The 15,438-nt window shown below is 59.9% G+C and carries 12 protein-coding genes; 4 read left to right on the top strand and 8 right to left on the bottom strand.

Annotated features, from left to right (window positions below):
• Positions 1 to 17 precede the first annotated feature (17 nt).
• The 4 genes from VEH04_18860 to VEH04_18845 are packed head-to-tail and all read right to left on the bottom strand — an operon-like array spanning position 18 to position 3,657.
• Positions 18 to 1,499, bottom strand: a complete 1,482-nt coding sequence (locus VEH04_18860) for a HAMP domain-containing sensor histidine kinase (GenBank protein ID HYG24834.1) — start codon at positions 1,497 to 1,499, stop codon at positions 18 to 20.
• A gap of 26 nt (positions 1,500 to 1,525) precedes the next feature.
• Positions 1,526 to 2,068 (bottom strand): flavoprotein, encoded by a 543-nt coding sequence (locus tag VEH04_18855; GenBank protein ID HYG24833.1) that lies wholly within the window; start codon positions 2,066 to 2,068, stop codon positions 1,526 to 1,528.
• A 51-nt stretch (positions 2,069 to 2,119) separates the two neighbouring features.
• Positions 2,120 to 2,779 (bottom strand): guanylate kinase, encoded by a 660-nt coding sequence (gene gmk / locus VEH04_18850; protein HYG24832.1) that lies wholly within the window; start codon positions 2,777 to 2,779, stop codon positions 2,120 to 2,122.
• A complete protein-coding gene (locus tag VEH04_18845) occupies positions 2,776 to 3,657 on the bottom strand; it encodes a YicC/YloC family endoribonuclease (protein ID HYG24831.1) in 882 nt (293 codons plus the stop codon). Before VEH04_18845 ends, gmk begins: the two co-directional genes overlap by 4 nt.
• 116 nt (positions 3,658 to 3,773) lie before the next feature.
• Here VEH04_18845 and VEH04_18840 point away from each other — a divergent pair, with 116 nt between their 5' ends.
• The 3 genes from VEH04_18840 (at position 3,774) to VEH04_18830 (ending at position 9,041) form a co-directional block, all read left to right on the top strand.
• Positions 3,774 to 4,409 (top strand): DUF1080 domain-containing protein, encoded by a 636-nt coding sequence (locus tag VEH04_18840; GenBank protein ID HYG24830.1) that lies wholly within the window; start codon positions 3,774 to 3,776, stop codon positions 4,407 to 4,409.
• A 41-nt stretch (positions 4,410 to 4,450) separates the two neighbouring features.
• Entirely contained in the window at positions 4,451 to 5,686 is a 1,236-nt protein-coding gene (locus VEH04_18835) for an NAD(P)/FAD-dependent oxidoreductase (protein HYG24829.1), read from the top strand.
• 142 nt (positions 5,687 to 5,828) lie between these two features.
• On the top strand, positions 5,829 to 9,041 hold the full coding sequence (locus VEH04_18830; GenBank protein HYG24828.1) for an ATP-binding protein: 3,213 nt from the start codon (positions 5,829 to 5,831) through the stop codon (positions 9,039 to 9,041).
• Positions 9,042 to 9,049: 8 nt separating this feature from the next.
• Here the strand turns inward: VEH04_18830 and VEH04_18825 are convergent, their stop codons facing one another.
• The 4 genes from VEH04_18825 to VEH04_18810 all read right to left on the bottom strand — a co-directional run bounded on the left by VEH04_18825 (position 9,050) and on the right by VEH04_18810 (position 14,069).
• The gene (locus VEH04_18825; GenBank protein ID HYG24827.1) at positions 9,050 to 10,258 is read right to left on the bottom strand and encodes an MFS transporter; all 1,209 of its coding nucleotides are present in this window, start codon (positions 10,256 to 10,258) and stop codon (positions 9,050 to 9,052) included.
• 137 nt (positions 10,259 to 10,395) lie between these two features.
• Entirely contained in the window at positions 10,396 to 11,094 is a 699-nt protein-coding gene (locus tag VEH04_18820) for a Bax inhibitor-1 family protein (protein HYG24826.1), read from the bottom strand.
• A gap of 97 nt (positions 11,095 to 11,191) precedes the next feature.
• Complete coding sequence (locus tag VEH04_18815; GenBank protein ID HYG24825.1) at positions 11,192 to 13,324, bottom strand: protein kinase; 2,133 nt, start codon at positions 13,322 to 13,324, stop codon at positions 11,192 to 11,194.
• A gap of 73 nt (positions 13,325 to 13,397) precedes the next feature.
• Positions 13,398 to 14,069 (bottom strand): sigma-70 family RNA polymerase sigma factor, encoded by a 672-nt coding sequence (locus VEH04_18810; GenBank protein ID HYG24824.1) that lies wholly within the window; start codon positions 14,067 to 14,069, stop codon positions 13,398 to 13,400.
• 194 nt (positions 14,070 to 14,263) lie between these two features.
• Between VEH04_18810 and lpxK the strand changes: the two genes are divergently transcribed.
• Positions 14,264 to 15,436: a tetraacyldisaccharide 4'-kinase gene (gene lpxK / locus VEH04_18805; GenBank protein HYG24823.1), complete on the top strand. Its 1,173-nt coding sequence runs from the start codon at positions 14,264 to 14,266 to the stop codon at positions 15,434 to 15,436.
• Positions 15,437 to 15,438: the final 2 nt, after the last annotated feature.

Here is a 15,438-nt window from a genome sequence, read left to right as displayed (position 1 = left end):
TTGTGGTTGGGAGTTGTTCATCGCTCTCGGACCGCGCCTATCACCGTTTTCGCTGGAAACGTTAAGATAAACCGCGCGCCTTTTCCAAGCTCAGTTTCGAGCCGCACCGTGCCTGCGTACAATTCCACGTTGTGCTTCACGATTGCCAGGCCGAGGCCCGATCCCTTCGCCTTCGTGGAATAGTAGGCTTCGAAGATGCGTTCCACCTTGTCGGGCGCAACGCCACCTCCGTTGTCACGGACGGAAATCTCGACGGAATGATCCGCCCGCACCACTGCCGACACTGTAACCTCACCCTTTTCGGGCACCGCCTCGCGGGCGTTCTGAATCAGGTTGCTGAGGGCGTCCCGGAGATGCCGGCGCTGCATCAGCAAGGGCGGAAAGTTGCGCACATACATCCGCTCCACGTGAATTCCGGTTTCCTCCCCGGGCGGGAAAATCTGTTCAATCGCGGCATCCAGCTCTTGGGCGACGTCCAGCTTCTCGACGCGTCCTTCCGTCAGCTGCGCGTAACCCATGATCTGCGTGACGATTTGATCCGACCGTTCCACTTCCTCCTGGATGATTTCAATCTGCCGCAGCACATCATAACGCCCCGCGTTCAGCGCCTTGCGCATGGAATAGGCCGCGTTGTTGATGATTGCGAGCGGGTTCTTGATTTGATGCGCGAATTCCGCCGCCAGCCTTCCGGCTGAATGCAATTGCGCCTGACGAACGGCGGATTCCCGCGCTTCCTCGGCCACGCGCCGCTGCCGCTCTGCCAGCACCTGCACGCCATAACAACATGCGGCAAGAAGCCACAAGACGGTGAGCTTGAGGAACAGCGGCTCGGCGTCAGGATTTTCCGGCTCCTCCTCCTGATACGGAATGTTTCGCATCCAATCGCGTGACGGAAGATTCGTTCGCATCGTGACCTCGGATTCGTTTGTTCCGCGATGCACAGGGCGCACGACACCTGAAGGCACATCCATCAGGGTTGGGGGCGGCGTTGTGACTTCGACGGCACCCGAGATGAAATAGAAAAGGCTGAGCAGAAGGTTCAACCCCAGCTGCGGCATCATCATCGGAATGCTGAACGCATTCAGCACAATGAGGCCGGGAAAAAGCCAGAAGGCGGTGCTGTCAAATCCGCCCGTGAGAAACACAAGACCCGATACGAAGACGCCATCGAGAATGCCCAGCGTAAAGACGAGCCACCGGAATGTGGCAGGCGCCGCGCGCTTCCAAAACAGCGCTCCCACGAGGACGTTGCACAGGAGATAAACCACGAAGTAACCCTTGAGGAACTGCATCGCCACCGTGTGAGGCGCAGGGGTGTCGCGGAACCAGCCGAAGAAGAAAAGATAGTAGATGGCGACCAGGATGACTCCGGCCTTTGCTGGCAGCACAATGTGCAGCTGCATCGCCGCGATGCGCTCGGCCTGGTGCTCGGGTTCGGGTTGCTGTGTGGCCAGCAGGCCGCGCAGCCAGGCCACCGCTTTCCATTGGGTCAAGTTCATCGCAAACAGCGACACACCCGCGTTGATCAAACCAACTGCAATGCGCGTTCAGCCACCTTGTCGACCGGCCAGAGCCGCCCGATGCCTTCATAGCCGCAGGACAGCATCCCTTCCTCGGGACCGATGAATTCCGCGCCGCGCGATTTCAACACCTGCACGTTCTGCTGTGTCGCGGGATGCAACCACATCTTTCCATTCATCGCGGGCGCGATCAGGATTTTCGCACCGGGATTCAGCGCGAGCGCAATGCAGGTCAATGCGTCGTCCGCAAGTCCGAGCGCGAGTTTCGCAATGGTGTTTGCCGTCGCCGGCGCAATGAGCAGCAGGCGCGTTTCATCAGCGAGGCGGATATGCGCGGGTTTCCAGCCTTCCTCCTCATCGTAGAGACTGGTGATCACGGGATGCCGGGTCAGGGTTTTGAAAACCAATGGCGTGATGAACCGTTGCGCATCACTGGTCATCACAACGTTCACGGCGCAGCCCCGTTTCGTCAGCAGGCTGGCCAGGTCGGCGGCTTTGTGCGCTGCAATCGAACCAGTGACTCCGAGGACGATGTTCTTTCCATTCATAGCTGTCAGAGTTTTTTCAGCTCGCCGGCAGACACACGCCACGCCCAGGCATCACATGTCAGGCAGTTCCGCGCGCGCCGTGCGCATCTTTTCAGCCTCAATAATCGAAAGGGTTCGTTGCAGGTCGCGGTCGACGCTGTCGCTGATCACCAGGTAATCGAAATTCTTCCATTGGCCGATCTCCTGGCGGGCCACGCTCAGCCGCTTTTGGATGTTGGCAGCGGAATCTGTGGCGCGTCTTTTCAATCGAGTCTCGAGCACCGCGATGGAAGGCGGTGTCAGGAAGATCGTGACCAGCGCGCGTTTCAATTCAGGATCGGCCAGTGCGCTCGTCCGCACCGTCGCTGCGCCTTGCACATCAATGTTCAAAAGCACATCGCGCCCGCGCCGCAGTTTTTCCAGCACCTCGGATTTGAGGGTGCCGTAGCTGTTTCCATAAACCGTGGCGTGCTCCAGGAAGTTTCCCGCCTGGACCCGCTTGAGAAATGAATTCGCATCCAGGAAAAAATAATCCCGTCCATCGACCTCGCCCGGCCGCGGTTCGCGCGTCGTGCACGTGATCACGCGGGTCATCTCGGGACGGGCCTTCAACAGCGCTTCACACAGCGTGGTCTTGCCGCCGCCTGACGGGGCGGAAATGAGGATCAGGAGCGGATGTTGTGGCCGGACTTCTTCCACCGCCCCAGCCGTCTTGGTGCGCCGGGAGTTCATTCAACGTTCTGCGCCTGTTCGCGAAAACGTTCCAGTTCCGCCTTCAACGTGACAACCCCGCGCGAGATGAGGCTGTCGTTCGCCTTGGAGCCAATCGTGTTCACCTCGCGGTTCATTTCCTGCGCCAAAAAATCAAGCGTGCGGCCGATGGGTTCCCGTGATTTGACGCAATCATCGAACTGCTGAAAATGGCTTTGCAGCCGTGTCAATTCCTCCGTGATGTCGGAGCGGTCGGCGAAATAAACGACCTCCTTGAGCAACCGTTCATCGTCGAGATTCGGGGAATCCAAACCCGCGTTGCGAATCCGTTCGAGAAGCTGGTCGCGATAACGCTGCGCCACCTGTGGAGCCTGTTTCTGGATTTCCCGCGCGGCCTTGCGCATCGCCTCGATGCGTTCCGTCAGGTCGCTCTCAAGGTGCGCCCCTTCCCGCTCCCGCATCTTCAGCATCCCCTCGAGTCCCTTTTTCAGCGCCTTTTCCACGGCGGGCCAGAAATCCTCATCCTCGGCAATCTGCTCGTCCGTCTGGAACACGCCTGGCGCGCGCACGAGGTGATCGAGCGTGGCCCGGCCCTCCAGTTTCAGATGGCGCGCCAGTTTGTTGAGCTCCCGCGCGTACGCCTTGGCGAGGTCCACGTTCAGGTGCAGCCTGGCGGCCATCGTTCCAGCGCTGGCGTGGAGCGTCACGCGAACCGTGACCCGGCCGCGCCCGACCTGATGATTGATGATGTCCCTGATTTGCGCCTCAAGCATCTCCAGCTCGCGAGGCAGCGTGACGGAGATTTCCGTCTGTTTGCGGTTCACGGAACTCAGTTCAACAGTGATCTTGAAACCGTCCTGCGAGCACTCGCCGCGGCCGTAACCCGTCATGGACTTCATTGGCGGCGAATATGGGGGAAAACCACGGCGTGACGCGAATCAAATTTCGGAAGCCGCACCCGCAGCCGCCAATTGGCCCGCTTGCCACCTGAGCCATGGATTGCTAGCGTCGCGCCATGCAACATCTTCATCTTCGCTTTATTATCGGCCTCATCCTCGCCGGATCGCTGCAATGCGCCCTCGCGCAGGGCGAGGAGGGATTCACATCCATCTTCGACGGCAAATCGCTGGCTGGCTGGAGGATCTCCAACGAGAACACGAACACCTGGAAAATTGAAGACGGTGCATTGGTCACGCGCGGCGCGCGAAGCCACCTGTTCTACAGCGGCGACCAGAAGCCTTTCCGCAATTTCGAACTCAAGGTGGAGGTGATGACCGACACGAATTCAAATGGGGGAATTTACTTTCACACGCAATACCAGGAAAACGGATGGCCGGCCACGGGGTTCGAGTGCCAGGTCAATGTCTCCCACAGCGACTGGAAGAAAACCGGCAGCCTGTATGATGTCGCCAACCTGGGCCACACGCCGGCGAAGGATAACACCTGGTGGACCCAGCACATCACAGTCAATGGCAACAAGATCACGGTGCGAATTGATGGGATTGTCGTGCTGGAATACTCAGAGCCCGCGGGAGCCCAGGCCGGACGGCAGTTTACGCGCAAGTTGAACGAAGGCACCTTTGGCCTGCAAGCGCATGACCCACGCAGTGTGGTGCGCTATCGCAACATTCGCGTCAAGCGCCTCGATTAATTTTCCGGCAACAGCCTGATTCCCCCGCGCGGCACGCGAACGTGAACTCAAAATGCGTGGCCATTGCCGGCGGCGGCGCAGCGGGGTTCTTCGCGGCGATCACATGCGCGGAGGCCGATCGGTCAGCGCGCGTCGTCGTCCTCGAAAAAGCGCCCCACGTTCTGGCCAAGGTCAGGATCTCAGGCGGCGGCCGATGCAACGTCACGCACGCCCTTTTCGATCCTCGCGCGTTCGCACAACGTTATCCCCGCGGGGAACGCGCGCTGATCGGGCCGCTTCAGCGGTTTCAATCCAGCGACACCGTGGAGTGGTTTGCACGACGCGGGGTCGCACTCAAGACCGAGGCTGACGGCCGGATGTTTCCGGCGACCGACCGCTCCGCCACCATTATCGATTGCCTGACACGGGCAGCCCTTGAAGCCGGGGTCGTGGTGCGCACCAGCTGCGGAGTTCAGTCGGCGACGCGCAAGAGCGACGGGCGCTTCCACCTGGTCCTCACAACCGGCGAGCCATTTGAATGTGATCGGTTCCTGCTCGCCACCGGGGGTTGCCGCACGGCGGCCCTTGGAGAAATCCCTGTCTCGCTGGGCCATTCGCTGGTGCCGCCCGTGCCATCGCTGTTCACTTTTCATATCGAGGTGCCGTGGCTGCGGGCTCTCGCGGGGGTGGCAATCGAGGATGCGGAGGTCCGATGCGCAGGCTTGTGCGAGCGCGGGCCGCTGATGATCACGCATTGGGGTCTCAGCGGGCCTGTGATTCTGCGGCTGTCGGCATGGGGCGCCCGCGCTTTGAGCGATGCTCAATACCGCGCGCCATTGACAGTGAACTGGATTCCAGGCAGCAAGCCGGAGAAACTTCAGGAGCACTTCCAGCGAAGGCGCCAAACGGACGCAGCGCAACGGGTGATCAATACCCCGATGTCTCCATTGCCCCGCCGGCTTTGGGAACAACTCACGGCGTGCGCCGGGGTCGCAGGGGACACGAGGTGGTCCCATTTGTCACGGGGAACCCAGCACATGCTGGTTCAGCAGTTATGCCGCACATCGTTTGACGTGACCGGGAAGAGCCTGAACAAGGATGAATTCGTCACCTGCGGCGGGGTGCCCGTGGCGGAAGTGAACTTCAAAACCATGGAGAGCCGCGTTTGTCCCGGCCTTTTCTTCGCGGGAGAGCTGCTGGACATCGACGGGATTACGGGCGGGTTCAACTTCCAGGCCGCGTGGACGACAGGCTGGATCGCGGGAAATGCGATCGCACAGACATTGATCGACTCCTAAACCAGCGGAGAATCCCTCCGATAAAGGGCCCGGATCCTGTCCGCAAACTATTCGGACCAGCGTCTGCAGCGCCTTGTCCATTGCCGCGAACATAGCAGCCCGCACCCGCGCCGCACTCTTTGCGGCGGGCTCACTTCTGCTCATGTTCCCCGGCCCCTCAGTGCGCGCCGAGGATGCCCCGCCCCTGCCTGTCCTCACGAACGTCATACAAATCTGGCAGATTCCATTCGAGCAACGTACCCAGGCGTTTCCCATTCGCACGGAGATGCTGATCTACGTCTTCGATCACGAATGGAACAACTCCTGGGGAGAATGCCAGGGCGTCGCAAATTTTCTTCCGCTCAGCGATTGCGCTGTGCCGCTGAAGCCCGGCCAAAGGGTGCTCGTCGAGGGATTCATCCTCCCATCCCGTGAACAGTTCGATTGGACACGCACGACCGTCCGAGTGCTTGAACAGGTTCCCCTCCAGCCGCTCGTCGTCCCTGAGTTTGACGATCCCATCAAACTCCGTTCGCGATTGATCACGGTCAACGCCCTCGTTGACACCACACTGGAGGACACCACCCACCTGACGATGCGCGTCCTGGTGGGAGGCAGATCAGCGATGGCATACGGACTGAAGGGAACGAATGCCATCACCGTGCAACCTGGCGATCAAATCCGGATCACGTGTGTTGCGAACCCGCAGTTCGACCGGGACGATATTCTCAAAAGCCTATCGCTCTACTTTCCGAGTTCGGACGCGATTGAAGTCGTTGGCAATCTGAATACCGATCCCCGTTTTAGCGGGCCTCTCAATCGAAGCAACGAGATCCGTGAAGATTCGCCAACCAACCAGATTTACCTCGTGGAGGGAGTGGTGCGCAACCATGAGCCCGGGAACTGGCTGACGATTTGGGACGATTACGGTCAGCTGATGATTCGGAGCGATCAGACATTGCCTTTGCGGGTCGGGCAACGGGTGCGCGCATTCGGGCGGGCGCATGTAATCGGAGTGGAGCAATGCCTGCGCGATGGATTGTATCGGCCGCTCGAGGAATCCACGCCTTCCCCGCTGCGCGATTCTGCGCCTGAACAGCTGATCCTGGCGGAACAAGTGCGCGAACTTTCCGCTTCCCAGGCGGCCCTCCGGCCGAAGGTCAACATGCGGGCAGTCGTCACCTGGTCGCACGCAAATACGCCATTCGCATTCGTGCGGGATGCCAGCGGCGGAGTGCGGATTCTCAACCCGCAGTGGGTCGGCAACGAAAGTTGGAAACCGGGAACGATTGTTACGATTGAGGGAGAAGTGGTACCCGGGGGCTTTGTGCCTGCCGTCACGAATGCTGTTCTCACGCGCTCCGGCTGGGGTGATTTGCGGTCTGCCGCGCTCGTCAGCATGGAACAGGCTTTGACCGGTGTTGAGGATGGAAACTGGATTGAGATGCGCGGCTATGTGAGGGACGTGACCGAAACGAATGGTTTGATGCGGCTCGACCTCAGCACCTCGGTCGGCGAATTCCAGGTTTGGACCCCCACGGCCGATTGGGTGCGAACGATGTCAGGCTCTGTCATCCGCGTGACAGGCGTTTGCGCTGCGACGGCCAACGGCAGACACCAGCTCACCGGCATCCAGCTCTGGTCGCCAGAGAGCAAATTCTTCAAGGTCGAAGAGCCGCGCCCCACAGATCTCTTCGCACTGCCCCTCAGATCGATTTCCAGCCTCCGTCAATTCAGCATCGAACGCGCCCTGAACCGTCGCGCGCGGACGTCGGGAACCGTGGTTCTCCAGGCGCCCGGCCGATACCTCTGCCTGCAGGATGGAGCCGATGGCCTGTTCGTCCTCAGCCAGGAAACCAATCGGTTCGCCATCGGCGACCAGGTCGAGGTCGTGGGATTTCCCGGAAACGAAGGCCGGAAGTTCCTGCTTCGCGAAGCAGTCTTCCGCCAGGTCGGCCGCGAGCCCGAGCCCCGTCCGGTAATGATCGCAGCGCCCAGGGTCGTGAATCTCGGCCTCGAAGGTCTGCTGGCGAATGCCGACGGAACATTGCTCAATATCGTGCGCAAAAGCTCGGATGTGGTGCTGCTGATCGAGTCCGGCGGCTCGGCATATGAAGCGCGATTCGACGCCTCCACTCCCGAACAAAGCGCTGCAATGGATCTGGAACTCGGCAGCCGCGTTGCCTTGACAGGCCTTTACGAGGTGCAACGCGACGAGCACGGCAAGCCGCGTTCGTTCATGCTGCACCTGCGCTCGCCCAAGGATGTCGTGGTGCTGCAAAGGCCTCCCTGGTGGACCTTCACGCGGCTGCTGTCGGTGCTGCTTGGGGTGCTCGTGGTGTTCGGCGTGGCTGTCGTGTGGGCGCTGCTGATTTCCAGGAAGAATAAGCTGCTCCACCAGGCGCAGTCAGAACTTCAGCGCGCAAACGACGAACTGGAAGTGCGGGTTGAGCAACGCACACGCCAGCTGCGCGATCAGGTGCAGGCGAAGGAGCGCGCTCGCGCTGAACTCGCGCTCACCCAGCGCCGGCTTATCGCGGCCTCCCGCCAGGCAGGCATGGCAGAGGTCGCCACAGGCGTGCTCCATAACGTTGGCAACGTGCTCAACAGTGTGAACGTCTCCACGACTCTCCTGGCCGAGCGCCTGCGAAAATCCCGCGTCGATTACGTTGCGAAATGCGGAACACTGCTCAAGCGCCCTGCGACCGAGCTGACCCGTTTCCTCACCGAGGATCCCCGCGGCAAAACCCTTCCCGAATACCTCACGCAACTCGGCCACAACCTCGATCATGAAAAAGTGTTCATGCAGGGTGAACTCGATTCCCTGGCCAAGAACATCGATCACATAAAAGTCATCGTTGCGATGCAACAAAGTCACGCCAAGTCGGGTGGAGTGCTGGAGGAACTCGACGTCAAGGACCTCATCGAGGATGCGATTCACATCAACAGCGCGGCGCTCGACCGCCACGGCATTCAGCTCGTTCGCGAGTTTCAGCACGTGCCGCCCCTTCTCATGGATCGCCACAAGGTCCTGCAGATTCTCATCAATCTGATCAGCAACGCAAAGTGGGCGCTCAACGGCCAGCCCGGCAACCGCCGCATCGTGGTCGGCCTCGACGCAACGGATCACAAGCAAGTGCGAATCGCCGTTCGGGACAATGGGGTTGGAATTTCAGCGGACGACCTCAGACGCATTTTCACGCAAGGCTTTACCACACGCAAAGATGGCCATGGGTTCGGCTTGCATAGCGGAGCCAACGCTGCGAAGGAACTCGGCGGTTCGCTTTCGGTGCACAGCGACGGGCGCGGCCAGGGCGCCACATTTACACTCCAGCTTCCGCTCGCCACCGCGGTGCCTCTGCCTGCGGCAAACTAAAACGATCCTCAGCGGCGCGATGCATGAGCCCCGCCGATGCCGCGATACGCAAGCAGGAAGTAACAGAGCACGCAAAGGACGACGCCAGCAAGCCCGGCCCAGAATACCCTCCATGAGGCGGATTGCGCGCCGCCGCAGAGATGGAACCAATATCCTGTTCCGAGATATCCCAGAAGGTTCCCCACCCCGCCATTCATCAGCGCCATGAGGGCCTGTGCCCGCGCGCGCCACGCGGGATCCACCCGCTGATCCAGATAAATCTGGGCGGTGATGAACACCAGTGTGAAGGAGAATCCGTGAAGGCAGATTCCCGTCAGCAGCGCGAATCGAGTGTCGAACGCGCTCACGACAAACCGCATCACGCCGAACATCAACCCGATTCCAAAAATCCATTTCAGGCGCCACTTCGTCATCAGCATTCCCAGCGCAAACATCGCGATCACTTCCGACACCTGCCCGAGGCTCATCCACGCACTGACCCGCACGAATCCCAGCTCCTGAAGATGCGGCGGCGCATACGGGTAAAACCCCGCCAGCGGTATCGCGAACAGTGCAACGGTGATGAATACGACGCGATGGTCTGGATTTTTCAGCAGCGTGAGAGCATCCAGCCCAAACCGTTGATGCAACTTCAACTGCTGCACCGCACGTGGCGTCTCCACCTGCGGCAGAAAGAATGTGAACAGCGCAACCAGCAACCATGTCATTGCTCCGCTGTATCCCGCCCAAGGCGACGTATCCGCACGAATGACACTGACGAACAGGCATCCTGCCATCCATCCCAGCGTCCCCATGGCCCTGATGGGACCGAATTCGCGCTGGGAATCTGCCAGCCGGGCGAGGACGATCGTCGATGCGATGCTCCAGGTCGGTGCAGAACAAAGGGCGTGCAATTGGATGATTCCCAACACCAGCCACGCGTTCCAGTGCTGCCCGATCGCGGTGCTTGCAAGGGTCATTGCCGCCGCAGTCGCGATTGCCAGTCCCCGCAGCACGGCAACAGGCGACGCTGTGTGATCTGCCATGGCGCCGAAAATGAGAGGGGAAACAAAGGCAGCAACCGCGGACGCGGCGAAGGCGTAGGGACGAATCGCGGAAAGGCCGTGGGCTTCGAGAACAGGGCTCAGCGGCACGAACCACATGCCCAAAGCCGCGCCCTGTATGAAGAACAGGATGATCAGCTCAACATACTCAGCCCTGCGTATGGTGGTCAGCACCCGCACAGCTCACACGCACCCATTGAAAATTCAAGCTCTCTTCACCAAGTGAAAACCGCCGCAAAGCGCGGACGACTTTGCGGCGGCTGAAATCCGTGCGGCCGTGCATTCGCCGGACCGCGTGGAGAATCGTTTACTTAACGGCGGCCGATGAACAGCCGCAGCACGTACCAGAGCATCAAAGCGACGGAAGCAAAAAGTTCCAGCGCGGCGCCCACATAACGATCTTCGGGATAGTGGTGCAGCACCCTGGACGTGTCATAAAGGATCGCTCCACCTGCCAGGGCAACCATTGCGACGGAAAAGAACGTTCCGAGCTGAAACCCGAAGATGGCTCCCGCGCCGATCAATACCAGAGCAACAATGCCTCCCCACATCAGGATGCCGCGCAGGAAGGAAAAGTCTTTGCGCGAATAAAATGCGATGAGCGAGAGGCCCGTGAACGCGACGAACGTGACGGCGGCCGCGCTCGCGATCGCACCTGGCGCATAGGCATTCGCGATGAACAGGAGCGGGATAAAAATAATCGATTGGGCAAGCACGTAGCCTGAGAGAGCGGCGTACTGGGCAGCCTTGGATTCGGCGCGATGTGCGACACTTCGCGCGAGCCATGACACAATCATGAACGCACCGAGCACAATCAGCCACGAACCGCCAAGGAGAACCCTCGCGACGGATTCTGCGATCCCCGTTTTGAAATACGCAATCTCGAGCAGCGTAAACGCGGTAATAGAACAGAACAGGTGGGAGTAGGTGCGCGAGACGAATACGCCCCGGGATTCCTGGTTCAACTCGCTGACTGGCGTGGCGCCGTAGTAGGTTTCGTTAGGGTTCATATCTCTTGTCCACGGGATGTAATCGCGCCCAGCTTACGGGGCTGGCGCGATGGCCTTGGTCAATGAGCCTCGAAGCTAATGAGAACCTGCCCCCGGGTCAATCGCCTCGGAGACTGCCGAGAAACTTTCGGTCGCCTTCCGCGAGAGTCGCCGCCAATGAATCCTCCTGTGGCTGGCCATCCCACCACCGAATCACTTGCGGAGTGAATTGTGGCTCGCCGCCCGTTTGATTCCACCAAAAGCCCCAGGCCTTCCAGTCCGTCCCAAAATTCTGTCCCGTCAATCGGACGAGGGAGACCTGCGCCCACCATCGGGTGTTCACGTTTCCGTGGTACACGAGATGAATCATATCGGGTACCGCGGTTGTGTCGCCCGCTAGGCCGAGCGCGCGAATCGCCATCCAACGATCCCGGTTGTTCTTGTCCAGGCGGCTGAATGCGATCTCGCGCAAAGCAGCAGTCGCCTTCGGCGTACGCAACGCACCCAGCGTGTTGATGGCTTCGTAATATTGACGATTCTCAGGACCTTTCAGCGCGTGGAGCAAACGCGCCTCCATCGTTTCGCGTTCGTCGTCCGAGATCTCGTCGAAGGTGCGACGGTCAAAATATCCCCGAAACTGCCGGTCGGTCCACGCGATCACCGCCCGTTGATCGTCATTCAACAATGCTTCCGCCCGCTCCAGGAGCGCACCTCGGATCAATGGGACCGCGGGCGCCAGTCTAAGATCCCGCGCCTGAAAGGCATTGGTCGATGGCGCGCCGTTGGTTCGAATCGTGACCGGGGTGAGGCGCTCGGTGAATCGCCGGTCGTTTGTCGCTGTCGCAACCGACGCACGGTCCCTTGCAGCAGGCTGCACCCCGACAAAACTAATGTAGAGGAAGCCTAGACGTCCCACGGCGCCGAGCACACGGGCATGGTACTCGCCTTGTTCCCGCAGGGTGGCGTTGTCGCCCGCGATCCCCCATTCAAGGACCGTGTTTGCCCGGTTTGTAAACTGTTCCAATTCTCCGGCAAGCAATTCCCAGGACGTCGCCCGGCCATCCAGTGTCAGGCTGTGTCGATCGATCACGAGCCGAACGAATCGCGCCGGCGGCACTGCCGGGGTTCCGTGCGCATCTTCAGTGACGTATTTTACTTGCGGGGCTTTGACCGGAGGATCCGCGGGCTCGGACAATGCCATCCAAAGAACAACTGCCAGCGCTGCCCCTGCCAGAGCCATCGCAACCGAGGGCTTTCGCCACCATGCTGATGAACTGCTGAGTGCCTCGTCGGTGGCTTTCTCTTGCGGCGTGCTGGCAATCGTTTCCACCGCCGTCTTGACCTCGTTGGCACGCTGGTAGCGGCGTTCCGGCTCCTTTTCCAGCGCGTGCAAAACCACTTCGTCGAGCCGCACATCGATCCGCACCTTTCGCGACGGCGGAGAGAATTTGCCGAGCGGCAACTCGCCCGTCAGCATCTCGTAAAAAACAACGCCAAGAGAGAAAATGTCCGCGCGATGATCCACCGCACGCGGGTGTTCGACCTGCTCAGGTGCCATGTAATGCGGAGTGCCGATGACCTGCTGATCCGCAGTGAGATTGGCCCGTTCGCCCGCCACGCCCGTGATCTTGGCTATTCCAAAATCAGCGATCTTCACGCGGCCCTGCGTGTCCAGGAGGATGTTTTCGGGCTTGATATCGCGATGCACGATTCCGTGCTCGTGCGCAAACTGAAGTGCCTCGCAAACACGCGGAACGATCGCGAGCGCCTGTTCCGGCGTCATCCGACCCTTCTCCATTAATGCGCGCAGGCTGATGCCATCGACGAACTCCATCAGCAGAAAGAACAATCCAGCGACTTCCCCGAAATCATGAATCGTGACGATGTTTGGATGATTCAACCGCGCGAGTGCCTGAGCCTCGCGCAGGAATCGTTCTGTGAATCGGGAGTCATGCTCCTTGTCTGCGCCAAGGATCTTCAGCGCCACCAACCGCCCGAGCTTTGGCTGCCGCGCCTTGTAAACCGCGCCCATTCCGCCATGACCAATGCATTCGATGATTTCGAGCTGCGGAAAAAGCGGTGCGAGTTCGGACGGCTTCAATGGCCCTTGTGCCGCGCCTGAACCGCTGGCGGTTGCACCGGAAACATCGCGCGTTTCGACCAACCCTGCTTTGAAGAGGCATTCCGGGCAATTGCCGCCCAGAGCGTCCGACGCCAGTGGTTTCCCGCATTGATTGCACGTTGCGCTCACAATTTGACTTCACCCACTACAAAGGAAGATGCGGCCGAAGGTTACAGGATGTTGGGAATCTTTTGCGTCGCCTTCAACCCTGAACCACCTGAAACAAGTATCGCAGTTCGTCCTCCACCTCTTCGGGCGTCGAAACAGTTTCGGCGATTGTTTCACGCAGCAGTTCGCGGTAGCGCTTGCGCAGCCGATGTGCCGCGACTTTGACAGCCCCCTCGCTCAAGTTCAGTCTTGCGCCGAGCGCCGCATAGGGCTCGTCTGTCTTTCCGGCCAACGTGCCGCGCAGCACTGTGAACAGTTGAATTTTCCCCTGCCGTTCGTGCTCCGCCTGCAGTTTGCGATACACCTGCTCCAGCAACGTCACCGCCCAACGCCGCTCATAGGCGCGCTCGGGCGTCAGTGACTCGCTGGCTGACATATCGAACCAGGCCTCTGCATCCTCAAGCTCGACAACAATCAGGTCTTCGCCGCCGCGTTTCAAGGCCCGTGCTTTGTCCCATTCATCAGAGAGAAAGTGATTCATGCACGCGAGCAGGAACGAGCGGAAGCGCCCCTTCGCGCGGTCAACCGAAGTAATCCCCCGACGTTCGAGCAATCGCTCAAAGAAGGTCTGCGTCAAATCCCGCGCGTCTTCAGGGCTGAAACCTCTTCCCCTGACATACGCATACAGCGGAGGCCAGTAGATGCGGCACAACGTTTCCAGCGCCGCGCGTGCATCCTGCGTGTCCAATCCGCCAGCAGCCAGCACAAGAGACCATCGAGTCGGAGCAAATCGGCCGGACGGCCGGTTCCCAGGCGTTGAATGGCTCGAAGTGGACGATGTCGTCGGCAACGGAGGCAATCCTATGAATCAGACTCGAAGAAAGGAAAGCGCTTTGTGGACACGCAGCGTCAGGGTTTCGGCTTTTCCCACACCTTCCACGCAGGCACACTCTGTCGGACATGCGCGAGACGTGGCGGGAATGGACGGAGTCCGTGGAGACATTCGTCCTGGAAGTTATTTTTGAAGAACGGCGGGGCTGGGTGGCCTCGCTCGTTCGTTTCGCGCTGTACACTCTTTCCAAAGTGTTCCAGGTGGCGGTCAAAATGCGCCGTTTCCTGTACAATATGCGCATCCTGCGCGATTCCACCCTCGGTGTGCAGGTGATCGCCATTGGCAATCTCACCGTGGGCGGCACGGGAAAAACGCCCGTGGTCGAGAAATTCGCGCGTGAACTGCAGGATCAGGGCCGCACCGTTGCGATTCTTTCCCGCGGTTACCGCTCACGCCCCAAACCCATCCATGAAAGGTTGCTGAACAAAATCCTTCTCCGCGAAGACACCACCCCGCCACGCGTCGTTTCGGACGGAAAATCGCTGCTGCTCGATTCCGAGTCGGCGGGCGATGAACCGTACATGCTGGCTTCCAACCTGAAGGATGTCGTCGTGCTCGTCGACAAGGACCGCGTGAAGGCAGGCCGGTACGCGATTGAAAAGTTTGGATGCGACACACTGCTGCTCGACGACGGTTTTCAATACTGGAAACTGGCAGGCAGGCGCCAGGACATCGTGTTGATCGATTGCCAGCAACCGTTTGGCAACGAACGGCTCCTGCCGCGCGGCACCTTGCGCGAACCGCCATCGCACCTCGCGCGGGCCAGCACGATCTTCATCACAAAAAGCGACGGACGAACCGCGGACCTGCGGAAGCGCATTGCCGAACTGAATCCCGACGCAGGCGTGATCGAGTGCGTCCATCACCCGCTTTATCTGGAGGACGTGTTTACCGGAAAACAAGTGGACATCGACTTCATCAAGGGTCGCAAAGTCGCTTCATTGAGCGGGATCGCACAACCCGAAAGCTTTGAGCAAAGCCTGGTGAAGCTCGGCGCGGAACTCGTCTACTCAAAGCGCTTCGCAGATCATCATCGATTCACGCAGCAGGAAATCCTGAACGCGATCAATCGCAGCAAGAAGCGGCAGGCCGAAATCATCATCACAACCCAGAAGGATGCCGTTCGCTTTCCCAAAATTGATCGTCGCGACCTGCCCTTCTATTTCATGCGGGTTGAAATCAAGATCGTCAGCGGCGCCGATGACTTTCGCGATTGCGTCCGCCGCATCTGCTTCCGTTGACC

Source organism: Verrucomicrobiia bacterium (assembly GCA_035629175.1).
Classification (GTDB): domain Bacteria; phylum Verrucomicrobiota; class Verrucomicrobiia; order Limisphaerales; family DASXHY01; genus DASXHY01.
The sequence above is the reverse complement of the archived record's forward strand: the minus strand, read 5'-3'. Positions and strand labels throughout refer to the sequence as shown.

Excerpts from the sequence above, each read along its gene's own strand:
- VEH04_18860 (HYG24834.1), bottom strand. The coding sequence starts at position 1,499 with ATGAACTTGACCCAATGGAAAGCGGTGGCCTGGCTGCGCGGCCTGCTG.
- VEH04_18855 (HYG24833.1), bottom strand. The coding sequence starts at position 2,068 with ATGAATGGAAAGAACATCGTCCTCGGAGTCACTGGTTCGATTGCAGCG.
- gmk (HYG24832.1), bottom strand. The coding sequence starts at position 2,779 with ATGAACTCCCGGCGCACCAAGACGGCTGGGGCGGTGGAAGAAGTCCGG.
- VEH04_18845 (HYG24831.1), bottom strand. The coding sequence starts at position 3,657 with ATGAAGTCCATGACGGGTTACGGCCGCGGCGAGTGCTCGCAGGACGGT.
- VEH04_18830 (HYG24828.1), top strand. The coding sequence starts at position 5,829 with ATGTTCCCCGGCCCCTCAGTGCGCGCCGAGGATGCCCCGCCCCTGCCT.
- VEH04_18840 (HYG24830.1), top strand. The coding sequence starts at position 3,774 with ATGCAACATCTTCATCTTCGCTTTATTATCGGCCTCATCCTCGCCGGA.
- VEH04_18820 (HYG24826.1), bottom strand. The coding sequence starts at position 11,094 with ATGAACCCTAACGAAACCTACTACGGCGCCACGCCAGTCAGCGAGTTG.
- lpxK (HYG24823.1), top strand. The coding sequence starts at position 14,264 with ATGCGCGAGACGTGGCGGGAATGGACGGAGTCCGTGGAGACATTCGTC.